Annotated in this window: 19 protein-coding genes; 11 read left to right on the forward strand and 8 right to left on the reverse strand. The window is 67.5% G+C overall.

Going from position 1 to position 17,992, the window contains the following annotated elements; all coding sequences use genetic code 11:
• Position 1: 1 nt before the first annotated feature.
• Positions 2 to 562 (reverse strand): PAS and helix-turn-helix domain-containing protein, encoded by a 561-nt coding sequence (locus ACL58G_RS16400; protein ID WP_036228456.1) that lies wholly within the window; start codon positions 560 to 562, stop codon positions 2 to 4.
• Positions 563 to 689: 127 nt separating this feature from the next.
• Here ACL58G_RS16400 and ACL58G_RS16405 point away from each other — a divergent pair, with 127 nt between their 5' ends.
• Both ACL58G_RS16405 and ACL58G_RS16410 read left to right on the forward strand, forming a co-directional pair.
• Positions 690 to 1,388: a CoA transferase subunit A gene (locus tag ACL58G_RS16405; RefSeq protein WP_105375893.1), complete on the forward strand. Its 699-nt coding sequence runs from the start codon at positions 690 to 692 to the stop codon at positions 1,386 to 1,388.
• Between the two features lie 17 nt (positions 1,389 to 1,405).
• Positions 1,406 to 2,056: a 3-oxoacid CoA-transferase subunit B gene (locus ACL58G_RS16410; RefSeq protein WP_413340307.1), complete on the forward strand. Its 651-nt coding sequence runs from the start codon at positions 1,406 to 1,408 to the stop codon at positions 2,054 to 2,056.
• 45 nt (positions 2,057 to 2,101) lie between these two features.
• Here ACL58G_RS16410 and ACL58G_RS16415 read toward each other — a convergent pair whose 3' ends face one another.
• Together ACL58G_RS16415 and ACL58G_RS16420 are read right to left on the reverse strand one after the other, a co-directional pair.
• Positions 2,102 to 3,508, reverse strand: coding sequence for a M56 family metallopeptidase (locus tag ACL58G_RS16415; RefSeq protein ID WP_440962473.1), 1,407 nt, complete (start codon positions 3,506 to 3,508; stop codon positions 2,102 to 2,104).
• Positions 3,505 to 3,891, reverse strand: a complete 387-nt coding sequence (locus ACL58G_RS16420; RefSeq protein ID WP_413385236.1) for a BlaI/MecI/CopY family transcriptional regulator — start codon at positions 3,889 to 3,891, stop codon at positions 3,505 to 3,507. Before ACL58G_RS16420 ends, ACL58G_RS16415 begins: the two co-directional genes overlap by 4 nt.
• Before the next feature lie 148 nt (positions 3,892 to 4,039).
• Between ACL58G_RS16420 and ACL58G_RS16425 the strand changes: the two genes are divergently transcribed.
• Together ACL58G_RS16425 and ACL58G_RS16430 are read left to right on the forward strand one after the other, a co-directional pair.
• Positions 4,040 to 4,792: an SIMPL domain-containing protein gene (locus ACL58G_RS16425; RefSeq protein WP_413385238.1), complete on the forward strand. Its 753-nt coding sequence runs from the start codon at positions 4,040 to 4,042 to the stop codon at positions 4,790 to 4,792.
• 70 nt (positions 4,793 to 4,862) lie between these two features.
• Complete coding sequence (locus tag ACL58G_RS16430) at positions 4,863 to 6,644, forward strand: ABCB family ABC transporter ATP-binding protein/permease (protein ID WP_440962474.1); 1,782 nt, start codon at positions 4,863 to 4,865, stop codon at positions 6,642 to 6,644.
• A 25-nt stretch (positions 6,645 to 6,669) separates the two neighbouring features.
• Here ACL58G_RS16430 and ACL58G_RS16435 read toward each other — a convergent pair whose 3' ends face one another.
• Positions 6,670 to 7,971, reverse strand: coding sequence for a dicarboxylate/amino acid:cation symporter (locus ACL58G_RS16435; protein ID WP_056135387.1), 1,302 nt, complete (start codon positions 7,969 to 7,971; stop codon positions 6,670 to 6,672).
• Positions 7,972 to 8,090: 119 nt separating this feature from the next.
• Positions 8,091 to 9,383 carry an amidohydrolase family protein gene (locus ACL58G_RS16440; protein WP_440962475.1) on the reverse strand — a complete coding sequence of 431 codons (1,293 nt, stop codon included), beginning with the start codon at positions 9,381 to 9,383 and terminating at the stop codon, positions 8,091 to 8,093.
• Between the two features lie 73 nt (positions 9,384 to 9,456).
• Between ACL58G_RS16440 and ACL58G_RS16445 the strand changes: the two genes are divergently transcribed.
• A complete protein-coding gene (locus ACL58G_RS16445; protein ID WP_440962476.1) occupies positions 9,457 to 10,029 on the forward strand; it encodes a hypothetical protein in 573 nt (190 codons plus the stop codon).
• A gap of 10 nt (positions 10,030 to 10,039) precedes the next feature.
• Here the strand turns inward: ACL58G_RS16445 and ACL58G_RS16450 are convergent, their stop codons facing one another.
• Positions 10,040 to 10,423 (reverse strand): hypothetical protein, encoded by a 384-nt coding sequence (locus tag ACL58G_RS16450; protein ID WP_440962477.1) that lies wholly within the window; start codon positions 10,421 to 10,423, stop codon positions 10,040 to 10,042.
• Entirely contained in the window at positions 10,424 to 11,218 is a 795-nt protein-coding gene (locus tag ACL58G_RS16455; RefSeq protein WP_413385246.1) for a 3-hydroxybutyrate dehydrogenase, read from the reverse strand.
• 154 nt (positions 11,219 to 11,372) lie between these two features.
• Between ACL58G_RS16455 and ACL58G_RS16460 the strand changes: the two genes are divergently transcribed.
• The 6 genes from ACL58G_RS16460 to ACL58G_RS16485 all read left to right on the forward strand — a co-directional run bounded on the left by ACL58G_RS16460 (position 11,373) and on the right by ACL58G_RS16485 (position 17,379).
• A complete protein-coding gene (locus tag ACL58G_RS16460) occupies positions 11,373 to 12,245 on the forward strand; it encodes an alpha/beta fold hydrolase (protein ID WP_440962478.1) in 873 nt (290 codons plus the stop codon).
• A 73-nt stretch (positions 12,246 to 12,318) separates the two neighbouring features.
• Positions 12,319 to 12,669 carry a RidA family protein gene (locus ACL58G_RS16465; RefSeq protein ID WP_036228482.1) on the forward strand — a complete coding sequence of 117 codons (351 nt, stop codon included), beginning with the start codon at positions 12,319 to 12,321 and terminating at the stop codon, positions 12,667 to 12,669.
• A 9-nt stretch (positions 12,670 to 12,678) separates the two neighbouring features.
• Positions 12,679 to 14,919, forward strand: coding sequence for a RelA/SpoT family protein (locus tag ACL58G_RS16470; protein WP_440962479.1), 2,241 nt, complete (start codon positions 12,679 to 12,681; stop codon positions 14,917 to 14,919).
• Positions 14,920 to 15,000: 81 nt separating this feature from the next.
• Positions 15,001 to 15,807 (forward strand): ABC transporter permease, encoded by an 807-nt coding sequence (locus ACL58G_RS16475; RefSeq protein WP_440962480.1) that lies wholly within the window; start codon positions 15,001 to 15,003, stop codon positions 15,805 to 15,807.
• A gap of 13 nt (positions 15,808 to 15,820) precedes the next feature.
• The gene (locus tag ACL58G_RS16480; RefSeq protein WP_440962481.1) at positions 15,821 to 16,756 is read left to right on the forward strand and encodes an MlaD family protein; all 936 of its coding nucleotides are present in this window, start codon (positions 15,821 to 15,823) and stop codon (positions 16,754 to 16,756) included.
• The gene (locus ACL58G_RS16485; protein WP_440962482.1) at positions 16,753 to 17,379 is read left to right on the forward strand and encodes a hypothetical protein; all 627 of its coding nucleotides are present in this window, start codon (positions 16,753 to 16,755) and stop codon (positions 17,377 to 17,379) included. The genes ACL58G_RS16480 and ACL58G_RS16485 overlap by 4 nt, the downstream gene beginning before the upstream one ends.
• 122 nt (positions 17,380 to 17,501) lie before the next feature.
• Here the strand turns inward: ACL58G_RS16485 and ACL58G_RS16490 are convergent, their stop codons facing one another.
• The gene (locus tag ACL58G_RS16490; protein WP_440962483.1) at positions 17,502 to 17,921 is read right to left on the reverse strand and encodes a hypothetical protein; all 420 of its coding nucleotides are present in this window, start codon (positions 17,919 to 17,921) and stop codon (positions 17,502 to 17,504) included.
• Between the last annotated feature and the right edge of the window lie 71 nt (positions 17,922 to 17,992).

Below are 17,992 nucleotides of genomic sequence, written 5' to 3' on the forward strand. Positions count from 1 at the left end.
CTCAGCGCGACATCCCGACCAGCTTGTGCACGAGTTCCGACGACGTCGACGCCGAGAACTTGCGCATCAGCTTGGCGCGGTGCATCTCCACCGTGCGCGGCGACAGATCCGTCTCGCGCGCGATCACCTTGCTCGTCTTGCCTTCGACGAGCAGCGCCGCGATCTCGCGCTCGCGCGGGGTCAGCTCGGCCGTCACGGGGCGCTTCTCGCTGACGTCCTCGAACGTCCAGACGCCGGCGCCCAGCGGCTCGGCCGGGTCGAGCGCGCGTCCGGTCACGTGGCACCAGAACAATTCCCCATTTCCTCGCCGCATGATGCGCTCGTCCGAGTAGCGGCCCTTCGCGTTCATGATCGGAATGATGCGGTCGCCCGTGCGCAGGAACTCGTCCATGGTCGGGTAGAGTACCGAGAACGACTGGCCGTCGAGCTGTGTGCGCTGGTAGCCGAACATGGCCGCCAGGGCGTGGTTGCACGACTGGATCACGCGGTTCACCGAAATGCACATGCCGACGGGCGCGTGCTGGAAAATCATCTCGTAATCGATGGCGTATGATGCGTTCATTTGATGGTAGTCGACTGTCCCCACAGGAGGCCTTGCCGGTATTTCTACGGTATTGTGCTTCGGTGGGCGCTATTTTATTCTGCAATTCTACTCTGCTGTACAGAACCTCATTATTAAAGGGACGGGTATGAACAAAGTGTATCCTGATGCGCGCTCGGCGCTCGAAGGGGTGGTTGCGGACGGCCAGACGATCGCCGTGGGCGGTTTCGGCCTGTGCGGTATTCCCGAGGCGCTCATCGCCGCGCTGCGCGATTCCGGCGTCAAGAACCTGACGGCCATTTCGAACAACGCCGGCGTCGACGACTTCGGCCTGGGCCAGCTGCTCACCACGCGCCAGATCAGGAAGATGATCTCGTCCTACGTGGGCGAAAACAAGGAATTCGCGCGCCAGTACCTGGCCGGCGAACTGGAACTGGAATTCACGCCGCAGGGCACGCTGGCCGAGAAGCTGCGCGCCGGCGGCGCCGGCATCCCCGCCTTCTTCACCAAGACCGGCTACGGCACCATCGTCGCGGAAGGCAAGGAAACCCGCGAATTCGACGGCGAGATGTACGTGATGGAACGCTCGCTCGTTCCGGACGTCTCGCTCGTGAAAGCCTGGAAGGCCGACCGCGCCGGCAACCTCGTGTTCCGCAAGACGGCGCGCAACTTCAATCCGAACGTGGCCACCGCAGGCAAGGTCTGCATCGTGGAAGTCGAGCAGCTGGTCGAGATCGGCGAGATCGATCCGGACCAGGTGCATACCCCGAGCATCTTCGTGCACCGCATCGTTCACAACCCGACACCGGAAAAGCGCATCGAACAGCGCACCGTGCGTCAAGCATAAGACCAGGGGAGACAGACATGGCATGGACTCGTGATGAAATGGCCGCGCGCGCGGCCAAGGAACTGCAGGACGGTTTTTACGTGAACCTGGGCATCGGCCTGCCCACGCTGGTGGCCAACTACGTCCCGAACGATATCGAAGTGTTCCTGCAGTCGGAAAACGGCTTGCTGGGCATCGGCCCGTTCCCGACCGACGCCGAAGTGGACGCCGACCTGATCAACGCCGGCAAGCAGACCGTCACCGCGCTGCCGGGCGCCGCCTATTTCAGCTCGGCCGATTCGTTCGGCATGATCCGCGGTGGCAAGATCAACCTGGCGATCCTCGGCGCGATGCAGGTATCGGAAAAGGGCGATCTCGCCAACTGGATGATCCCAGGCAAGATGGTCAAGGGCATGGGCGGCGCGATGGACCTCGTGGCCGGCGTCAAGCGTGTCGTCGTCGTGATGGAACATGTGGCGACGGCCAAGGATGGCTCGACGAGCCACAAGATCCTGAAAAAATGCGACCTGCCGCTGACGGGCGTCGGCGTCGTCGACCGCATCATCACCGACCTGGGCGTCATCGACGTCACCGACACCGGCCTCAAGCTCGTCGAGCTGGCGCCGGGCGTCACCAAGGATGAAGTCGTGGCCGCCACGTCGGCCGAGCTGGACGTCTCCAGCGTGTGATGTCCTTCCGGGCGGCACTGCGGTGCCGCCCGTCATCTCCGTCCTTCAGCGCAGCTCCCACACGTACTGGACCGGTTGCCAGGAAGACACTGGCTGGCCGTTGCGCAGTGCCGGTGCGAACCGGCAGCGGTGCAGGGCGTCGCGGGCCGCCTCGTCCATGCTGGCGTAGCCGCTGGAGCGCAGGATGGTCGAGTCCGTGACGACGCCGGAGGCGTTCACGCGGAAGCTCACCGTGACCGTACCCTCGTGGCCCGCCGCGATGTCGGCCTGCGGGTATTGCGGTTTCTTGCAGCTGGAGAAATCCGCAACCGCGGACCGCGTCAGGCCGGCCGTCGCGGTGGCAATCGGGCCATCCCGGGTCGACAGCGCGTAGGCGCTCGCCGCGCACGCCAGGGCGAGGCCGAGCACGGGAATCGCGGCGCGCCAGTCCAGCGCCTGCGGATCCGGACGGACCAGGCGGCGGATGCGCGCCATCAGGTCGCCGCCGGCCGCGGCCTGGGCCAGGTGGTGCCCCGAAAACTGCAGGCGCTCCAGTTCCGACAGTGCCCGGGCCAGGCGGCGCGGCTCGCCCAGCCGGCGCGCGGCGAAGTCGTCGGCGATCTGCTCGCGCTCGTGGCGGATGCGGCGCGAGATCCACCACACGGCCGGGTGATAGAACAGCAGGGCCTCGATCACGTTCTGCACGAGGTTGACGAGGTAGTCGTGGCGCCGGACATGGCCCAGCTCATGCGCCAGCAGCGCTTCCAGCAATTGTGGCGGCATGCCCGTCACGAGGGCGGCCGGCACGAGCACGACGGGCCGCCAGAAGCCGGCCGTGACCGGACTCGCCAGGCCGTCGACGATGCGCAGGCGCACGGTGCGGTCGATGCCGCAGCGGGCGGCCAGTTGGGCCAGCCTCGATTGCCACACGCGTTCCGCGGCGCTGCCGGCCTGTGCCGGCGCGGCGCGTCCACCCGTGGCGCGTCGCACCCATACCAGCCCCATCGCCATGCGCAGCCCGAGCGCCCCCGCGCAGGCCGCCCATGCGCCGACGACCCAGTCGAGATGCCGCTGCAGCAGGCCGAGCAGGCCGGCCGCGTCGAGCAGCACCGCCGCCGATGCCGGCGCCAGCGGCAGGGCGTGCGCGGCCTGCGCGTCGTGCCCGGCCTGCAGCATCATGACGAAGTCGGCGGCCGGCCACACGAAGCACAGCAGCAGCGCGCCGCATGCGACGGCATAACGGCGTTCCGGCCGGGCGTTGCGCAGCGCCATGAGCAGCACTGCCGTCGTGCAGCCGATCAGCGCGCCTTGCCACACGAAGTGCAGCAACGCCCATCCGAGGCCGGGCACGAACGACTGCGACAGCGTGGCCAGGAATCCGGTCACCACGTCAGGCAGGTGCGACGGCAGTGGCGCGAGCGGACTCGTCGGCAGCAATACCGATAACAGCCCGGTGACGAGCCCGGCGCTCATTGTTCGTCTCCGTCTTTCAGCAGTTGTTCGATCTCATCGCGCTCCTTTTTCGAGATGCCGCTCTTGAGTGCGGCCAGCACCAGCGCCTTGGCCGACCCGGCGAAGGCGCGCTGCATCAGGTCCTTCAGCAAATTCGTCTGCAGCGATTCCTGCGCGTGGGCCGGTGCGTACACGTGAGACCGTTCGCTCTCGTCGCGGATCAGCAAACCTTTGCCGTGCATGATCTGCATCAGGCGGAGCACGGTCGCGTACGTCACCTCCGGACGTTCCTTGACGATGTCTTCGTGAACCCGGCGCGCCGTGGCCGCGCCCAGCGGCCAGAGTACCTGCAGCAGGTCGAGTTCGGCGGGCGTCGGCCTGGGCGGGGCGGGGGATTTGGCCATGGCGGTGTTTCGGAACGTGGTCGATAAATCTAGACTAACTCGTCTAGATCAAGTTGTCTACAAGTTTATTTTCCATGCGCTGGCTTGTTTCCGCAGACTGTCCGGCACTACCATAGACATCACTGTCTACATAAAAAAGGGAGTGTCCATGCTGAAAACCCGCCTGCGCGCGAGCGCCCTCGTCCTGCTGCTGGCTTCGAGTGGCGCCGGCGCGTCGTCCGTCCCCGATTATCCGTTCGTGCACGTCACCGGGAGTTCGTTCCAGGCCGTCGTACCCGACCTCGCCAGCCTCGATTTCGAGATCGTCGCGCCCGATGCCGACCCGGCCGCGGCGCGCGCCGTCGTCGAGGCGCGCGTGGGCGAGGTGCGCGACCTGGCGCGGCAGTTCGGCATCGAGGCCGACGATGTCGTCGTGCGCGAGGTGCGGCAAGGCATCCGCAAGGAGGAAAAGGCCGCGAACGGCGGGCCGCTGTACGAACTGCGCTGCGACGTCCACATCAACGTGCGCAACGTCGCCAACTGGGCCGCGCTGGCCGGCGGCCTGCTCGGCAAACCGAACCTCGACGGCTTCGCGTCCGCTTTTGACCGCACCGACATGGACACCATCCACGACGAACTCGTGACCCAGGCCATCCAGGACGCGCGCCGCCAGGCCGAGGTGATGGCGGCCGCGGGCGGACGGCGCGTCGGCGGCCTCATGGGCGCGACGCCGGAAGCGCTGAAGAACCTCAGCACGGCGATGGGCCTGGAACGAGCCGACTTCCGGCGCGACGGCGGTGCGGACCGGGCGCGCGCCCAGGACGTCGATCGCGAGCAATTGCTGGCCGTGCCGGCGCTGAAGCTGCGCCAACCCGTCGATGTCATCTTCCGCCTGGAAAACCTGCCGCGCCGCACGCGCTGACCGCATGAATGCTTGAGGCAGCACAGGCGCCGGACGGGAGCCTTGCGCCGCCGCGACGGTCAAACCCGGCATGACCGCCGACACCGCCGCCGACCGTGCCGCCCGCCGCCGCTTCGCGGCCGAGCTGTGGGGCGTGATGCGCGCCAACCGCGGGCGGGTGGCGGTGTCCATCGTCCTGTTGCTGGCCGCGAAAGTGGCGACGGTGGCCGTGCCGCTGCTGCTCAAGCGCATCATCGACGCGTTTTCGCAGGCGACGCTGCCCGCGCTGCTGCCCTGGTATCTGCTGGTGGGCTATGCGCTGCTGCGCTTCGCGAGCACGCTGTTCAACGAATGGCGCGACCTGCTGTTCGCGCGCGTGACGCTGAGCACGGTCTCGGCGTATGCGGGCAAGACGTTCGCGCACCTGCATGCGCTCGGGCCGCGCTTCCATGCCCGGCGCCAGGTCGGCAGCCTGTTGCCGGACATCGACCGCGGCACCAGCGGCATCGCCTACCTGCTGGGCGTCGGGCTGTTCACGATCGTGCCGACACTCGTCGAGATCGGCCTCGTGCTCGCCATCATGCTGCGCCGCTATCCGGCGGGCTACGCCGCCATCATCGTCGCGACCTTCCTCCTGTACGCGGGCTTCACGCTCGTGTTCACGGCGCGGCGCGTCGTCTACCAGCGGCGCGTGAACAAGCTCGATTCACGCGCCAAGGGCCAGCTGGCGGACAGCGTGCTGAACTACGATACCGTGAAGTACTTCACGAACGAGGGCCACGAGGCGGCGAAGTTCGCGGCCACGATGGACCGGTGGCGCGACGCGGGTGTCAAGAACCAGCGCGCGCTGTTCCTGCTGCACGTGGGGCAGAGCGGCGTGATCGCGCTGGGCGTCGCCGCCATCATGCTGCTGGCGGGGCAGGACGTGCTGGCGGGCCGGATGCGCGTGGGCGATCTCGTGCTGATCAATGCGTACGCGTTGCAGGTCTGCCTGCCGTTGAACGCCCTGGGCTTCGTGTACCGGGAATCGCGCGACGCGTGGGTCAACGCGGAGCGCCTGTTCGCCCTGCTGGGCGAGCAGCCGGAGATGCCGGACCTGCCGGGGCAGCCCGCGCTCGTGCCCGGCGCGGGCGAGGTGGTGTTCGAGCACGTGGGATTCGACTACGAGCCGGGCCGCACCGCGCTCGACGACGTCAGCCTGCGCATCCCGCCCGGCACCACGCTGGCCGTCGTCGGACGTAGCGGTTCGGGCAAGTCGACGCTGGCGCGGCTGCTGTTGCGTTTCTACGACCCCGACCGGGGACGTATCCTCATCGACGGGCAGGATATCCGCCGTTGCAGCCCCGCCAGTGTGCGCCGCGCGATCGGCGTCGTGCCGCAGGATGCCGCGCTGTTCAACGACACGGTGGCCAGCAACATCGGCTACGCGCGCGCGGGCGCGGGGCGCGAGGAGATCGTGGCGGCGGCGCGGGCGGCGCAACTGCACGAGACGATCGCCGCGCTGCCGGACGGCTACGACAGTCCGGTCGGCGAGCGGGGCGTGAATTTTTCCGGCGGCGAGCGCCAGCGCATCGGCATCGCGCGCGCGATCCTCAAGCAGCCCGTGATCCTCGTGTTCGACGAGGCGACGTCGGCGCTCGATGCCGTGTCCGAACATGCGATCGTGAAGGAGCTGGAGCGCCTGTCGGTGCAGCGCACGACGCTCGTCATCGCGCACCGGCTGTCGACCATCGTGCATGCGCACGCGATCATCGTCATGGACCGGGGCCGCGTCGTGGAGCGGGGCACGCACGAGGAACTGTTGCGGAGGAACGGCGTGTATGCGCGGTTGTGGCTGTTGCAAAAAAAAACGCCGGGCGAACCCGGCGTTTGAACGAGGAATCGTTCCCTGTCCTGGCTTACGCGGCTTCGCGGACCGGGTGCAGGTCGCCGGTCGCGTCGTCCGGGCTCGGATTCTTCAGCTCGGCGGTCAGGCGCTCTTTGTCCAGCTCGCCTTCCCATTTCGACACGACGACCGTGGCGACACCGTTGCCGATGATGTTGGTCAGCGCGCGGCATTCGCTCATGAATTTGTCGATGCCGAGGATCAGGGTCATGCCGGCCACCGGGATGGTCGGGACGACGGCCAGCGTGGCGGCCAGCGTGATGAAGCCGGCGCCGGTGATGCCCGAGGCACCTTTCGAGGTCAGCATCGCCACGCCCAGGATCGTCAGTTCCTGCGTCAGGGTCAGTTCCGTGTTCGTGGCCTGGGCGACGAACAGGGCGGCCATCGTCATGTAGATGTTGGTGCCGTCCAGGTTGAACGAGTAGCCGGTCGGCACGACGAGGCCCACGACCGATTTCGGGCAACCCATTTTTTCCAGCTTGCGCATCAGGGCCGGCAGGGCGCTTTCCGACGAGCTCGTACCGAGGACGATCAGCAGCTCTTCCTTGATGTAGGCGAGGAAGCGGAAGATCGAGAAGCCGGTCAGGCGGGCGATGGTGCCGAGGACGATGGCGACGAACAGGAAGCAGGTCAGGTAGAACGAACCGACGAGCGAGGCCAGCGGGATCAGCGACTTGACGCCGTATTTGCCGATGGTGAAGGCCATGGCGCCGAATGCACCGATCGGGGCGACTTTCATGATGATGTTCACGACGCCGAAGATGGCGTGCGACATGTCGTCGATGAAGCGGGTCAGCGGACGGCCGCGTTCACCCAGCATCGACAGCGCGAAGCCGAACAGGATCGCGATCAGCAGGACTTGCAGGATTTCCCCTTTGGCGAACGCATCCACGAACGTGTTCGGGATGATGTTCATGAGGAAGTCGGTCGTGGTCAGCGCCTTGGTCTTCTCGGTGTACTGCGCGATCGAGTGCGTGTCCAGCGTGGCCGGGTTGACGTTGAAGCCGGCGCCCGGCTTGATCACGTTGGCGACGAGCAGGCCGATGGCCAGTGCGAACGTCGACACGATCTCGAAGTAGAGCAGCGCCTTGCCGCCGACGCGGCCGACCTTTTTCATGTCCTGCATGCCGGCGATACCGGCGACGACGGTACAGAAAATCACCGGGGCGATGATCATCTTGATCAGTTTGACGAAGCCGTCTCCCAAAGGCTTCATCGCGGTTGCGATGCCCGGATCGTAGATACCCAGCAGGACGCCTACGATAATCGCAAACAATACCTGGACATAAAGGACTTTATAGAATGGTTTTTTCATGGCTAGGCTTCATGCGCTATTGGTAACACCGTCATCATCACGCAAAATATCTGCATCGGCTATTGTGGAAAACCGCAACGCCGTAGCCGATATCAGGAATGCCGATCGGTGAATGACGCTCATTGAATCCCTGGCTGATTCCGATACACCATTCCGCCCTTCATCACGAATCCCACCTTGCGTAGCGCAGCAATATCCGCCGTCGGATCGCCGTCGACCGCGACGACGTCCGCCAGCATGCCGTTGCGGATCGCGCCCAGGTCCTTGCGGTCGAGGATGCCGGCGGCGACGACCGTCGCCGCGCGCAACGCTTCCGTCGGGCTCATGCCCAGGCGGACCATCCACTCCAGTTCGCGCTCGTTCGTGCCGTGCGCAAACACGCCGACGTCGCTGCCGTTGCCGATGGTCACGCCCAGCTTGCGGGCGAGGCGGAAGGCGCGCTCGGCCTGCTGCATCGCGGGCGTGGGCGCGCCGCCGCGGACGTGGCGCTGGAAGTATTCGCCGATCGCTTCCGGCGCCGTCAACGTGGGCACGTACGCCACCTTGCGTTCCAGCATCAGCCTGAACGTCGCTTCGCTCGCGCCATAGCCGTGTTCGATCGTGTCGGCGCCGGCCAGCACGGCCAGGCGGATCGCGTCGTCGCTGCTCGCGTGCGCCGCCACCTTGCGGCCACCGGCGTGCGCGGCCGCGACGATCGCCTTCATTTCCTCGAGCGTGAACGTGGGGCGCGTGCCGCCGTCCGGACCCGTGCGGTAGTCGGCATAGAATTTGATCCAGTCGGCGCCGTGGGCGGCCTGCTCGCGCACGGCCTTCGTCGCCTCGTCCGCGCCCGTCGCCTGCTGGGCGCCGTACGGGATGTCCATGTCTGGACGATAGCTGCGCTCGGCCGGGCCGTAGCTCGCCGTGGCGACGATGGCGCGCGTGGCGACGAGCAGGCGCGGGCCGGGGATCTGTCCTTCCTCGATCGCGCGCTTGATGCCGACGTCCGCATAGCCCGCGCCTTCCGTGCCGAGGTCGCGCAACGTGGTGAAGCCGGCCTGCAGGGTGTCGGCCGCGTGGCGCACGGCCAGCGCGACGCGGTAGGCCGGCGCTTCCTTCAGCACCTGGTCGTCCCACGTCGTTTCGTTGTAGGGGTGGAGCAGGACGTGCGAGTGCAGGTCGATGAGTCCCGGGATCAGGGTCTTGCCGGGCAGCGCGATGCGGTCGACGTCGGCGGGGACGGGCAGGGTCGAGGCCGGGCCCACGCCCTGGATGCGGCCCTGCGCGACGAGCACGCTCCAGCCGGCGTGCGGCGCGCCGTCGCCGGTCCAGACTTTATCCGGTGTGAGCAGCACGGGGCGCCGGTCGGCGGCGTGCGCGCCCTGCATCGTGCAGCCCAGCAGGGCCAGCGTCGCCAGGAGTGCTCGCATCATGTGTCCTTTCTCGTCGTGTGAAGCGAAAAGGCGATCATAGCCGAGCACGGGGCGGATGGCTTATCATGGACCGATGACACCGAAAATCCTCATCCCCCTGCTGGCTGCGTTGTGCGTGTGCACCGCATCCGCGCAGGAACCCGCGCAACTGATGCAGGAGATCGCGGGCGTGTACAAGCACCGCTTCATGAGCGCGACGATCACGCCCGGCAAGGCGCCAGGCGAGGCGGACGTGCCGTACCAGGCCGAGGACGTCATCGAGATCGTGCCCTACGATGCCGATCACGTGTACGTGCGCGCCCACCTCGATTTCTACAACGGCCACATGTGCGACATCGCCGGCATGGGCCGGTATGAACAGGGTGCGTTCGTCTACCACGATCCGGCGCCGTCGCCGCTGCCGGAAGCGCCGCAGTGCGCATTGCGGGTGAGCGTGGCGCACGGCCAGCTGACGCTCACCGACCGCGCCACGCCCGACGCCGTCTCGAGCTGCCGGGCGTACTGCGGTGTGCGCGGCAGCCTGGAGTATTCGATTGGCCTGGACAGGCGCCGCCCCATCCGCTACCTGGACCGGTTGAAGGCGTCGCGTGAATACCGCCAAGCGATCGACGACCTGCACGCGACCGAGCCGCGGACGGCGCCCTGACCGGACCGTATCATTCGAGATCCTGCATCGACTGCGCGATGCCGGTCTCGACGTCATGCAGGAAGGCCGCGCCCTTGGCCGACAGCGCGATGCCCGGCACGGCCAGTTCGACGAGGCAGGCGAGGGCCTGCCGGAACCATTCCAGGTCGGTGCCCATCAGCGGCAGCGCATGGGCGTCGACGAGGTAGTGCACGGCGCGGGCCAGCAGCGCGGTGTCGCGGCCGGCGTTGGCGACGAGCAGCGCGAAGTCGGCCGCTTCGCGTTCGAAGCGGTCGGCCAGCGTTTCGAGGATGTCGCGCGACACCTGCGGCTGGCCTGACGCGAGCACGACGTGCGCGAGTTCCAGGCAGGCGTCGTGCAGGCCCGGAATCTCCAGGGTTTCGTCGATGGACATTTATTGCGCGACCCAGCCGCCGTCCATGTTCCACGCGACGCCGCGCACCTGGTTCGCGGCCGGGCTGCAGAAGAACACGGCCAGCGCGCCCAGTTCTTCCGGCGTGACGAATTCGCCCGACGGCTGTTTTTCCAGCAGCAGGTTTTTCTTCGCCTGCTCGTTGCTGATGCCCTCGCGCGCGGCGCGGTCGTCGACCTGTTTCTGCACGAGCGGGGTCAGCACCCAGCCCGGGCAGATCGCGTTGGCGGTGACGCCGGTCGGGGCCGTCTCCAGCGCCGTCGATTTCGTCAGGCCGACGAGGCCGTGCTTGGCGGCGACGTACGCCGACTTCTGCGCCGACGCGACGAGGCCGTGGGCCGACGCGAGGTTGATGATGCGGCCCCAGTTCTTCTGCTTCATGTAGGGCAGCGCGAGGCGCGTGGTATGAAAGGCCGAGCTGAGGTTGATGGCGATGATCGCATCCCATTTCTCGACGGGGAAATCCTCGACGTTCGCGACGTACTGGATGCCGGCGTTGTTGACGAGGATGTCGACGCCGCCGAATTTTTCAAGCGCGAAGGTCATCATCGCCTGGATCTGGTCCGGCCTGGACATGTCGGCGTTGTGGTAAGCGGTCTGTACGCCGAATTCCTGGCCGATGTCGGTGTACAGCTTTTCGATCTGCTGCGCGTCGCCGAAGCCGTTGAAGACGATGTTGGCGCCTTGCTCGGCCAGCGCGCGGGCGATGCCGAGGCCGATGCCCGAGGTCGAGCCGGTGACGAGTGCAGTCTTGCCGCTTAACATGGTGGATTTCATTCGTTCCTCTTTCTCGTGGACAGTTTCTATGAGAGCCGGGTGGTCCCGGGCCAGACTTGGTAGAATTCTAATCGCTCCACCGGGTAAAATGTTGGCGGCCGCCTGGTCCTTGATGTTTCCGGCGGATGCATGGTGAACGTCGGAACTTTTGAAAATGAGCGAACCGAAGCTGAAATCCGTGCTGTGCAGTTCGCCCGTCGGCCTGCATCGCATGGCATACAAGGAGTGGGGCGACCCCGCCAACCCGAACGTGCTCGTCTGCGTGCATGGCGTGACGCGCGTGGCGGACGATTTCGACGCGCTGGCGCGGGCCATGAGCGACCGCTACCGCGTCGTCTGCCCGGACGTCGTCGGCCGCGGCCGGTCCGGCCGGCTGCGCGACCCGGCGCATTACGTCATTCCGCAATACGTGGCCGACATGGTGACCCTGATCGCCCGCGTCACGGCCGGGGATGAAGGCGTCGAGTGGTTCGGCACGTCGATGGGCGGCCTGATCGGCATTGCCCTCGCGTCGCTGCCGGGCAGCCCGGTCCGCCGCATGGTGTTGAACGACATCGGGCCCGTGCTGGACCCGGTGGCGCTGGCGCGCATCGGCGACTACATCGGCCAGGCCATCCGCTTCGCGACCTTCGCCGAAGGGGCCGCGTACGTGCGGACGGTCTCGACGCCGTTCGGGCCGCACAGCGACGCCCAGTGGGACAAGCTGGCGCGCGACGTGCTCGTGCAGCAGCCGGACGGGCAATGGGCGCTGCACTACGACCTCGGGCTCGCGCAGCCGTTCAAGGCCATGACGCCGCAGAAGGTGGCGCAGGACGAGGCGCAGCTGTGGGCCGCGTACGACGCGATCCGCTGCCCCACGCTGCTCGTGCGGGGAGAACACTCGGACCTGCTGGCGCGCGCGACGGCGGAAGAGATGACGCGGCGCGGACCGAAACCGCGCCTGGCGGAGATCGCGGGCGTGGGCCATGCGCCCACGTTCCTGCAGCCGGAGCAGATCGCGATCGCACGGGAATTTTTGACCGGCTGAGCAAGCCGGAGGTGTTCGGCTCCACGGCCGGGCGAAACGGCCGCAAGGCCTGGTTTTATTACTAGAGAAAAGCATGGAAATCAAACGACTGCACGTAGGCAAACGACTGTCCGAAGTCGCCATCCACAATGGCACGGTGTACCTGGCCGGCCAGGTCGCCAGCGACACGACGCAGGACATCCTCGGCCAGACGCGCGAAGTGCTGGGTCACATCGACCGCCTGCTGGCGGAAGCCGGCAGCGACAAGAGCCGCATCATCTCGACCCAGATCTACATCACCGACATGGCCAACTTCCCGGCCATGAACACCGTGTGGGAAGCGTGGGTCGTGCCGGGCCAGACGCCGCCGCGCGCCACCGTCGAAGCCAAGCTGGCCGATCCGGCCGGCCTGGTCGAAATCGTCGTCGTGGCCGCCCAGGCGTAAGCACACGCGATGGTATCGATTGTCGCGCTCGGCGACGCCACCTCCCAGCTGGTCCATGGCCTCGGCCCCGACGACTGCGCGCGCGTAAAGGGCGCGCTCGACTTCGCGGCCGAGCGCTATGTCGAACGCACGGCCGGCACCGGCCAGAGCGCGTTCGAGTTCTCGCTGGGCGTGGCCGGCACGCTCGCGCTGTTGCGCAGCGATGCCGAGACCCGCATCGCCGGCCTGCTGTTCGAGCTGGCGATCGTGGACCCGGGCGTGGCCGAGGCGCTCGAGGAGCGCTTCGGCAAGGAAGTGGCGGACATGGTGCGCGGCGTGCACCAGTTGATCCGCCTGCGCGACCTGACGGCGGCCCAGGCCCCCGTCGGGCGCGGCAAGAATGCGGCCCAGGAGGCCATGGCGCAGGTCGAAACCCTGCGCAAGATGCTGCTGGCGATGGCCAGCGACATGCGCGTCGTGCTGATCCGCCTCGCCTCGTGCGTGACCACGCTGCGCTACTTCGCGGAGCACAAGCGCTTCGACGACGTCACGCGCAACTACGGCCGCGAGGTGCTCGACCTGTACGCACCGCTCGCCAACCGGCTCGGCATCTTCCAGCTGAAATGGGAGCTGGAAGACCTGTCGTTCCGGATGATGGAGCCGGACACGTATAAACGCATCGCCAGGATGCTCGAAGAGAAGCGCATGCTGCGCGAAAGCTTCGTGGCGTCGTCGATCGAACGCCTGCAGAAGGAACTCGCGGCCGCCGGCATCGAGGCCGAAGTGTTCGGCCGCCCGAAGCACATCTACAGCATCTGGAAGAAGATGCGCGGCAAGGAGCTCGATTTCTCCGAGCTGTACGACGTGCGCGCGTTCCGCGTGATCGTCGGCGACATCAAGACCTGCTACACCGTGCTGGGCGTCGTCCACAACATCTGGACGCCGATCCCGAAGGAATTCGACGACTACATCTCGCGCCCGAAGCCGAACGGCTACCAGTCGCTGCACACGGTCGTCACCGCGGAGGACGGGCGCCCGCTGGAAGTGCAGATCCGCACGCAGGAGATGCACAACTTCGCCGAGTACGGCGTCGCGGCGCACTGGCGCTACAAGGAAGAAGGCGGCTCGAATTTCAAGAGCCAGGAATACGACGAGAAGATCGCGTGGCTGCGCCAGCTGCTGGCGTGGAAGACGGAAGTCGCGAGCGCCGTCACGGGGCAGGAAGAGCTGCAGCGCGAGTGGGTCGAGAAGCTGAAATCGACGACGCTGGACGACCGCATCTTCGTGCTGACGCCGCAGGCGCGCGTGCTCGAGCTGCCGGTCGGCGCGACGCCGATCGACTTCGCCTACCACCTGCACAGCGAGGTGGGCAACCGCTGCCGCGGCGCCAAGGTCGACGGGGTGATGGTGCCGCTGAACACGCAGCTGAAGAACGGCCAGACGTGCGAGATCATCACCGCGAAGGGGCCGGCCGGCAGCCAGGGGCCGTCGCGCGACTGGCTCAGCCCCGGCTACACGGTCAGCAGCCGCACGCGGTCGAAGATCCGCGCCTGGTTCCACGCGCTCGAACTGGCGGAGACGCTGGCCCACGGCCGCGCGCTCGTCGAAAAGTCGCTGCAGCGCGAAGGCAAGACCGCGGTGAACCTGGATACGCTGGCGCACAAGCTGGGGTTTGCCAAGGTCGACGACCTGTTCATCGCGGTGGGCAAGGAGAAATTCAGCCTGCGCCACGTGGAAGCCGCACTGCACGACGCGGCGCCGGCGGCCCCGATGCCGGACGAAGCCGTCGTCAACAAGAGCCGCGCGTCGAGCGTGGAGCAGGGCGCCAAGTCGGGCGTGCTGGTCGTCGGCACGGAAGGCCTCATGACGCAGCTGGCGCGCTGCTGCAAGCCGGCGCCGCCGGACCCGATCATGGGCTTCGTCACGCGCGGCAAGGGCGTGTCGATCCACCGCGCGAGCTGCAAGAACTTCGCCGAGATGGCCGCGCGCAATCCGGAACGGGTGCTCGAGACGGAATGGGGCACGACGGGCCTGGAGACCGTGTTCCCGGTCGATATCTTCATCCTCGCGGCCGACCGCCAGGGCCTGCTGCGCGACATCTCGGAAGTGCTCGCGATCTCGAAGATCAACGTGATCGGCGTGAACACGCAGAGCAGCAAGGGGACCGCGAAGATGGTGTTCACGGCGGAGATCAGCTCGACCGGGCAGCTGCAGAAGGCGCTCGCGGCGATCGCCGAGGTGAAGGGTGTCCAGGATGCGAGGAGAACGTAGGGTGGGCGCCCCCGTGCCCACGCGTACTGTCGACACACCGCGAACGTTCGCGTGGGCACGGGGTGCCCGCCCAACTTGACCATGCCGATCACCTCCCTCCTGTACGTCAAACCGCGCTACTGGGGCCACGTGGCCGCGCGCTACATCGCCAGCTGGTGGTCCATGCTGCACCTGGGCGCCGTGGCGCTCGTGATGGCGCTGACGCCGTCCACGTACCACCGCGCCAACCGCCTCGCCACGTCGCGTTACATCTACGCGAGCACGTGGCAGGTGCTGCCCTGGTTCACCGTGCTGACGGCGCTCGTCAGCCTCGTCATCATCCGCATCGTGCTCGTCACGGCGCAGAGCTACGGCCTGTCGCGCTACGCGCTGGAAATGGTCGTGCGCGTGCTCGTGCTGGAACTGCTGCCGCTGTCGGCCGCGATGTTCGCCGCGCTGCGGGCCGGCATGGCCTTCGATGCCGGTGCCATGGGCCTCGCGCGCAGCGGCGTGCCCGCCGGCGAAGCGACGGCCGAGACGTTGCGCCGCCTGCGCCGCGACCTCGTGCCGCAGGTGATCGCCAACGCGTTTTCCGTGCTGAGCCTCGCGATGGTCAGCAGCGTCATCGTGCTCGTGCTCGCGTACCTGAACGTGTACGGCCTGTCGCCGTGGGGCCTGCCGGACTACACGCGCACGGTGGGCCGCGTGTTCGACCCGACGGTGACGCTCGGCTTCGTGTTCAAGACCGTGCTGTTCGGGCTCGCGGTGGCGGTGATCCCGAGCGCCGCCATCCTGGAACTGCTGCGCCGTCCGCGCCGCTTGCACACGAACGTGCAGCCGGGCGCGCTGCGGCTGCTGTTCGTGCTGCTGCTGATCGAGGCCAGTTCGCTGGCCGTCAAATACATCTAACGACATTCATACGATGAGCGACAAAGACATCCCTCCCGACGAACCGAAACACGTGGAAGCGAAGGCGCTGTTCCTGCTCGTGCTGATCGGCGCGCTGATCGTGGCGTTCTTCCTGTACGTGATGTATGCCCGCGGCGTGTTCGAGAAGACGCAGGAACTGGTGCTCGTCGCCGACGATTCCTCGGGCGTCATCCCGGGCATGGACATGACGTTCGCCGGCTTCCCCATCGGGCGCGTGCGCCAGGTCGAGCTGGGCAAGGACGGCAAGGTCAACATCCTCGTCGACATCGCGCAGAACGATGCGAAATGGCTGCGCACGACCAGCGTGTTCACGCTCGAGAGCAGCGTCGTCGGCGAGACGCGGCTGCGCGCGTACAGCGGCGTGCTGACGGACCCGCCGCTGCCGGACCACGCCCAGCGGCCCGTGCTGCGCGGCGACGCGGCGGCCGAGATCCCGCGCCTGATGGCCACGGCGCGTACCTTGCTGGAAAACCTGGAGACGATGACGCGCGTCGATTCCCACATCGGCAACACGCTGGCCAACGTCGACGCGCTGTCCGGCCGCCTGTCCGGCCGCTACGGCGTGCTGGGCACGGCGCTGGGCGGCGACGCGGAGGCGGAAAAGCTGCTGCAGACCCTGCACCGCGTGGACGCGCTGCTCGCGAAGACCGACCAGCGCGTGTTCGGCAAGAAGGGCGTGATGGACGACGCGCAGAGTGCGATCCGCGAATTGAACGGCCTGCTGGCCGACGCCCGCGGGACACTCCAAAAGGCCGACGGCGTGCTGGCCGAGGCGCAGGCCGTCGCGAAGAACGCGCACGCGGCCACCGACGACCTGGGCCGGCTGCGCGGCGAGGTCGATGCCAGCCTGCGCAAGGTGAACCGCCTCGTCGACGAGATCAACCGCAAATGGCCGTTCAAGCAGGACACGGAGATCAAGCTGCCATGATGACCAAGCCTCTTATCGCTGCCGCGCTCCTCGTATTGTCCGGCTGCGCCAGCAAGCCGCAGCCGCCCGCCTGGGAAGGCGATGCGAAGAGTTCCCTGGACGGTTACACGGACGATTTCCTGCGCGGGGACTCTGGCGCCGCCGACGCCGAGTTCGCGCGCGCCCGCCGCGCGAGCGCCAGCACGGGGCGGTTCGACATCGTCGCCCAGGCGGAACTGGTACGCTGCGGCGTGAAGGCGGCGGCGCTCGACTACGAGTGCCCCGGCTTCGCGGCGGTCGCGCACGATGCGACGCCGGCCCAGCGCGCGTATGCCGCCTACCTGGACGGCCGCTGGCAGGGACTGGAAACGAACCTGCTGCCGGAGCAGCACCGCGCCGTCGTCGCGAGCGGCTCGCTGGCCGGCGTCGCCGATCCGCTGGCGCGGCTCGTCGCGGCCGGGGCGCTGCTGAAGGCGGGGCGCATCACGCCCGCGGACATCGGCGCCGCGGTCGACACGGCATCGAGCCAGGGTTGGCGCCGGCCGCTGCTGGCGTGGCTGGGCGTGCAGGAACAGCGTGCCCGCGCGGCAGGCGACACCGCCGCGGCGGAAGGCATCCGCCGCCGCATCGAACTGGCCCAGTAGGGTGGGCACCCCTGTGCCCACGCGTGACGCCAGCATACTGGCCCGGTAGGCCGGGCACCCCTGTGCCCACGCGTGACGCCAGCATGCCGCAAGCGTTCGCGTGGGCACGGGGGGGGCCCACCCTACCTGACGCGGATGACGCGCGCCGCGTTGTTGTTCGTTTCCAGCTGCAGGTAATAGGCGCCGAGCGCGCCCCGTTCGATGCGCACGGCCGGATCCACGAGGTCCGGCAGGACGGCATCGATGTCGTCCACGACGCGCCACACCTGGCCGTTCGCGAGGGTGAGCTGGGTGCCGTGGCGCCAGCCGTCCAGGCGGCCGCGCACGGTGCTGCGGATCGCCGCCGGCTCGTCGTCGACCTTCTGTTCCAGGCGTTTGCCGCCGAAGCGCTGCTCGGCCGGCGGTGCCACGGGCAGCGCCTCGTAGCAGGCCAGCCGGCTCGCGGTATCGGGGAGGGCGCGGCAGCGCAGCACGAGGGCGTCATCCACGGCGCCGGCGACGCCGCATGCGAACAGCAGCAGCAGGGGAATGGTCCTTTTCATCCGGCAATTATATCGGCAGCGGCCGGGTCAAACTTTCGGCGCTGCCGGCAGTCCAATCTTTTGCGCGATCG

The sequence above is a fragment of the Massilia sp. GER05 genome, from assembly GCF_052056005.1.
GTDB classification, from domain to species: Bacteria; Pseudomonadota; Gammaproteobacteria; order Burkholderiales; family Burkholderiaceae_D; genus Telluria; species Telluria orientalis.

Coding starts and splice junctions, on each gene's coding strand:
- ACL58G_RS16435 (WP_056135387.1), bottom strand. CDS start 7,971: ATGAAAAAACCATTCTATAAAGTCCTTTATGTCCAGGTATTGTTTGCG.
- ACL58G_RS16465 (WP_036228482.1), top strand. CDS start 12,319: ATGGAAATCAAACGACTGCACGTAGGCAAACGACTGTCCGAAGTCGCC.
- ACL58G_RS16480 (WP_440962481.1), top strand. CDS start 15,821: ATGAGCGACAAAGACATCCCTCCCGACGAACCGAAACACGTGGAAGCG.
- ACL58G_RS16490 (WP_440962483.1), bottom strand. CDS start 17,921: ATGAAAAGGACCATTCCCCTGCTGCTGCTGTTCGCATGCGGCGTCGCC.
- ACL58G_RS16470 (WP_440962479.1), top strand. CDS start 12,679: ATGGTATCGATTGTCGCGCTCGGCGACGCCACCTCCCAGCTGGTCCAT.
- ACL58G_RS16420 (WP_413385236.1), bottom strand. CDS start 3,891: ATGGCCAAATCCCCCGCCCCGCCCAGGCCGACGCCCGCCGAACTCGAC.
- ACL58G_RS16400 (WP_036228456.1), bottom strand. CDS start 562: ATGAACGCATCATACGCCATCGATTACGAGATGATTTTCCAGCACGCG.
- ACL58G_RS16445 (WP_440962476.1), top strand. CDS start 9,457: ATGACACCGAAAATCCTCATCCCCCTGCTGGCTGCGTTGTGCGTGTGC.
- ACL58G_RS16430 (WP_440962474.1), top strand. CDS start 4,863: ATGACCGCCGACACCGCCGCCGACCGTGCCGCCCGCCGCCGCTTCGCG.
- ACL58G_RS16440 (WP_440962475.1), bottom strand. CDS start 9,383: ATGATGCGAGCACTCCTGGCGACGCTGGCCCTGCTGGGCTGCACGATG.
- ACL58G_RS16415 (WP_440962473.1), bottom strand. CDS start 3,508: ATGAGCGCCGGGCTCGTCACCGGGCTGTTATCGGTATTGCTGCCGACG.
- ACL58G_RS16450 (WP_440962477.1), bottom strand. CDS start 10,423: ATGTCCATCGACGAAACCCTGGAGATTCCGGGCCTGCACGACGCCTGC.
- ACL58G_RS16485 (WP_440962482.1), top strand. CDS start 16,753: ATGATGACCAAGCCTCTTATCGCTGCCGCGCTCCTCGTATTGTCCGGC.
- ACL58G_RS16475 (WP_440962480.1), top strand. CDS start 15,001: ATGCCGATCACCTCCCTCCTGTACGTCAAACCGCGCTACTGGGGCCAC.
- ACL58G_RS16460 (WP_440962478.1), top strand. CDS start 11,373: ATGAGCGAACCGAAGCTGAAATCCGTGCTGTGCAGTTCGCCCGTCGGC.
- ACL58G_RS16405 (WP_105375893.1), top strand. CDS start 690: ATGAACAAAGTGTATCCTGATGCGCGCTCGGCGCTCGAAGGGGTGGTT.
- ACL58G_RS16455 (WP_413385246.1), bottom strand. CDS start 11,218: ATGAAATCCACCATGTTAAGCGGCAAGACTGCACTCGTCACCGGCTCG.
- ACL58G_RS16410 (WP_413340307.1), top strand. CDS start 1,406: ATGGCATGGACTCGTGATGAAATGGCCGCGCGCGCGGCCAAGGAACTG.
- ACL58G_RS16425 (WP_413385238.1), top strand. CDS start 4,040: ATGCTGAAAACCCGCCTGCGCGCGAGCGCCCTCGTCCTGCTGCTGGCT.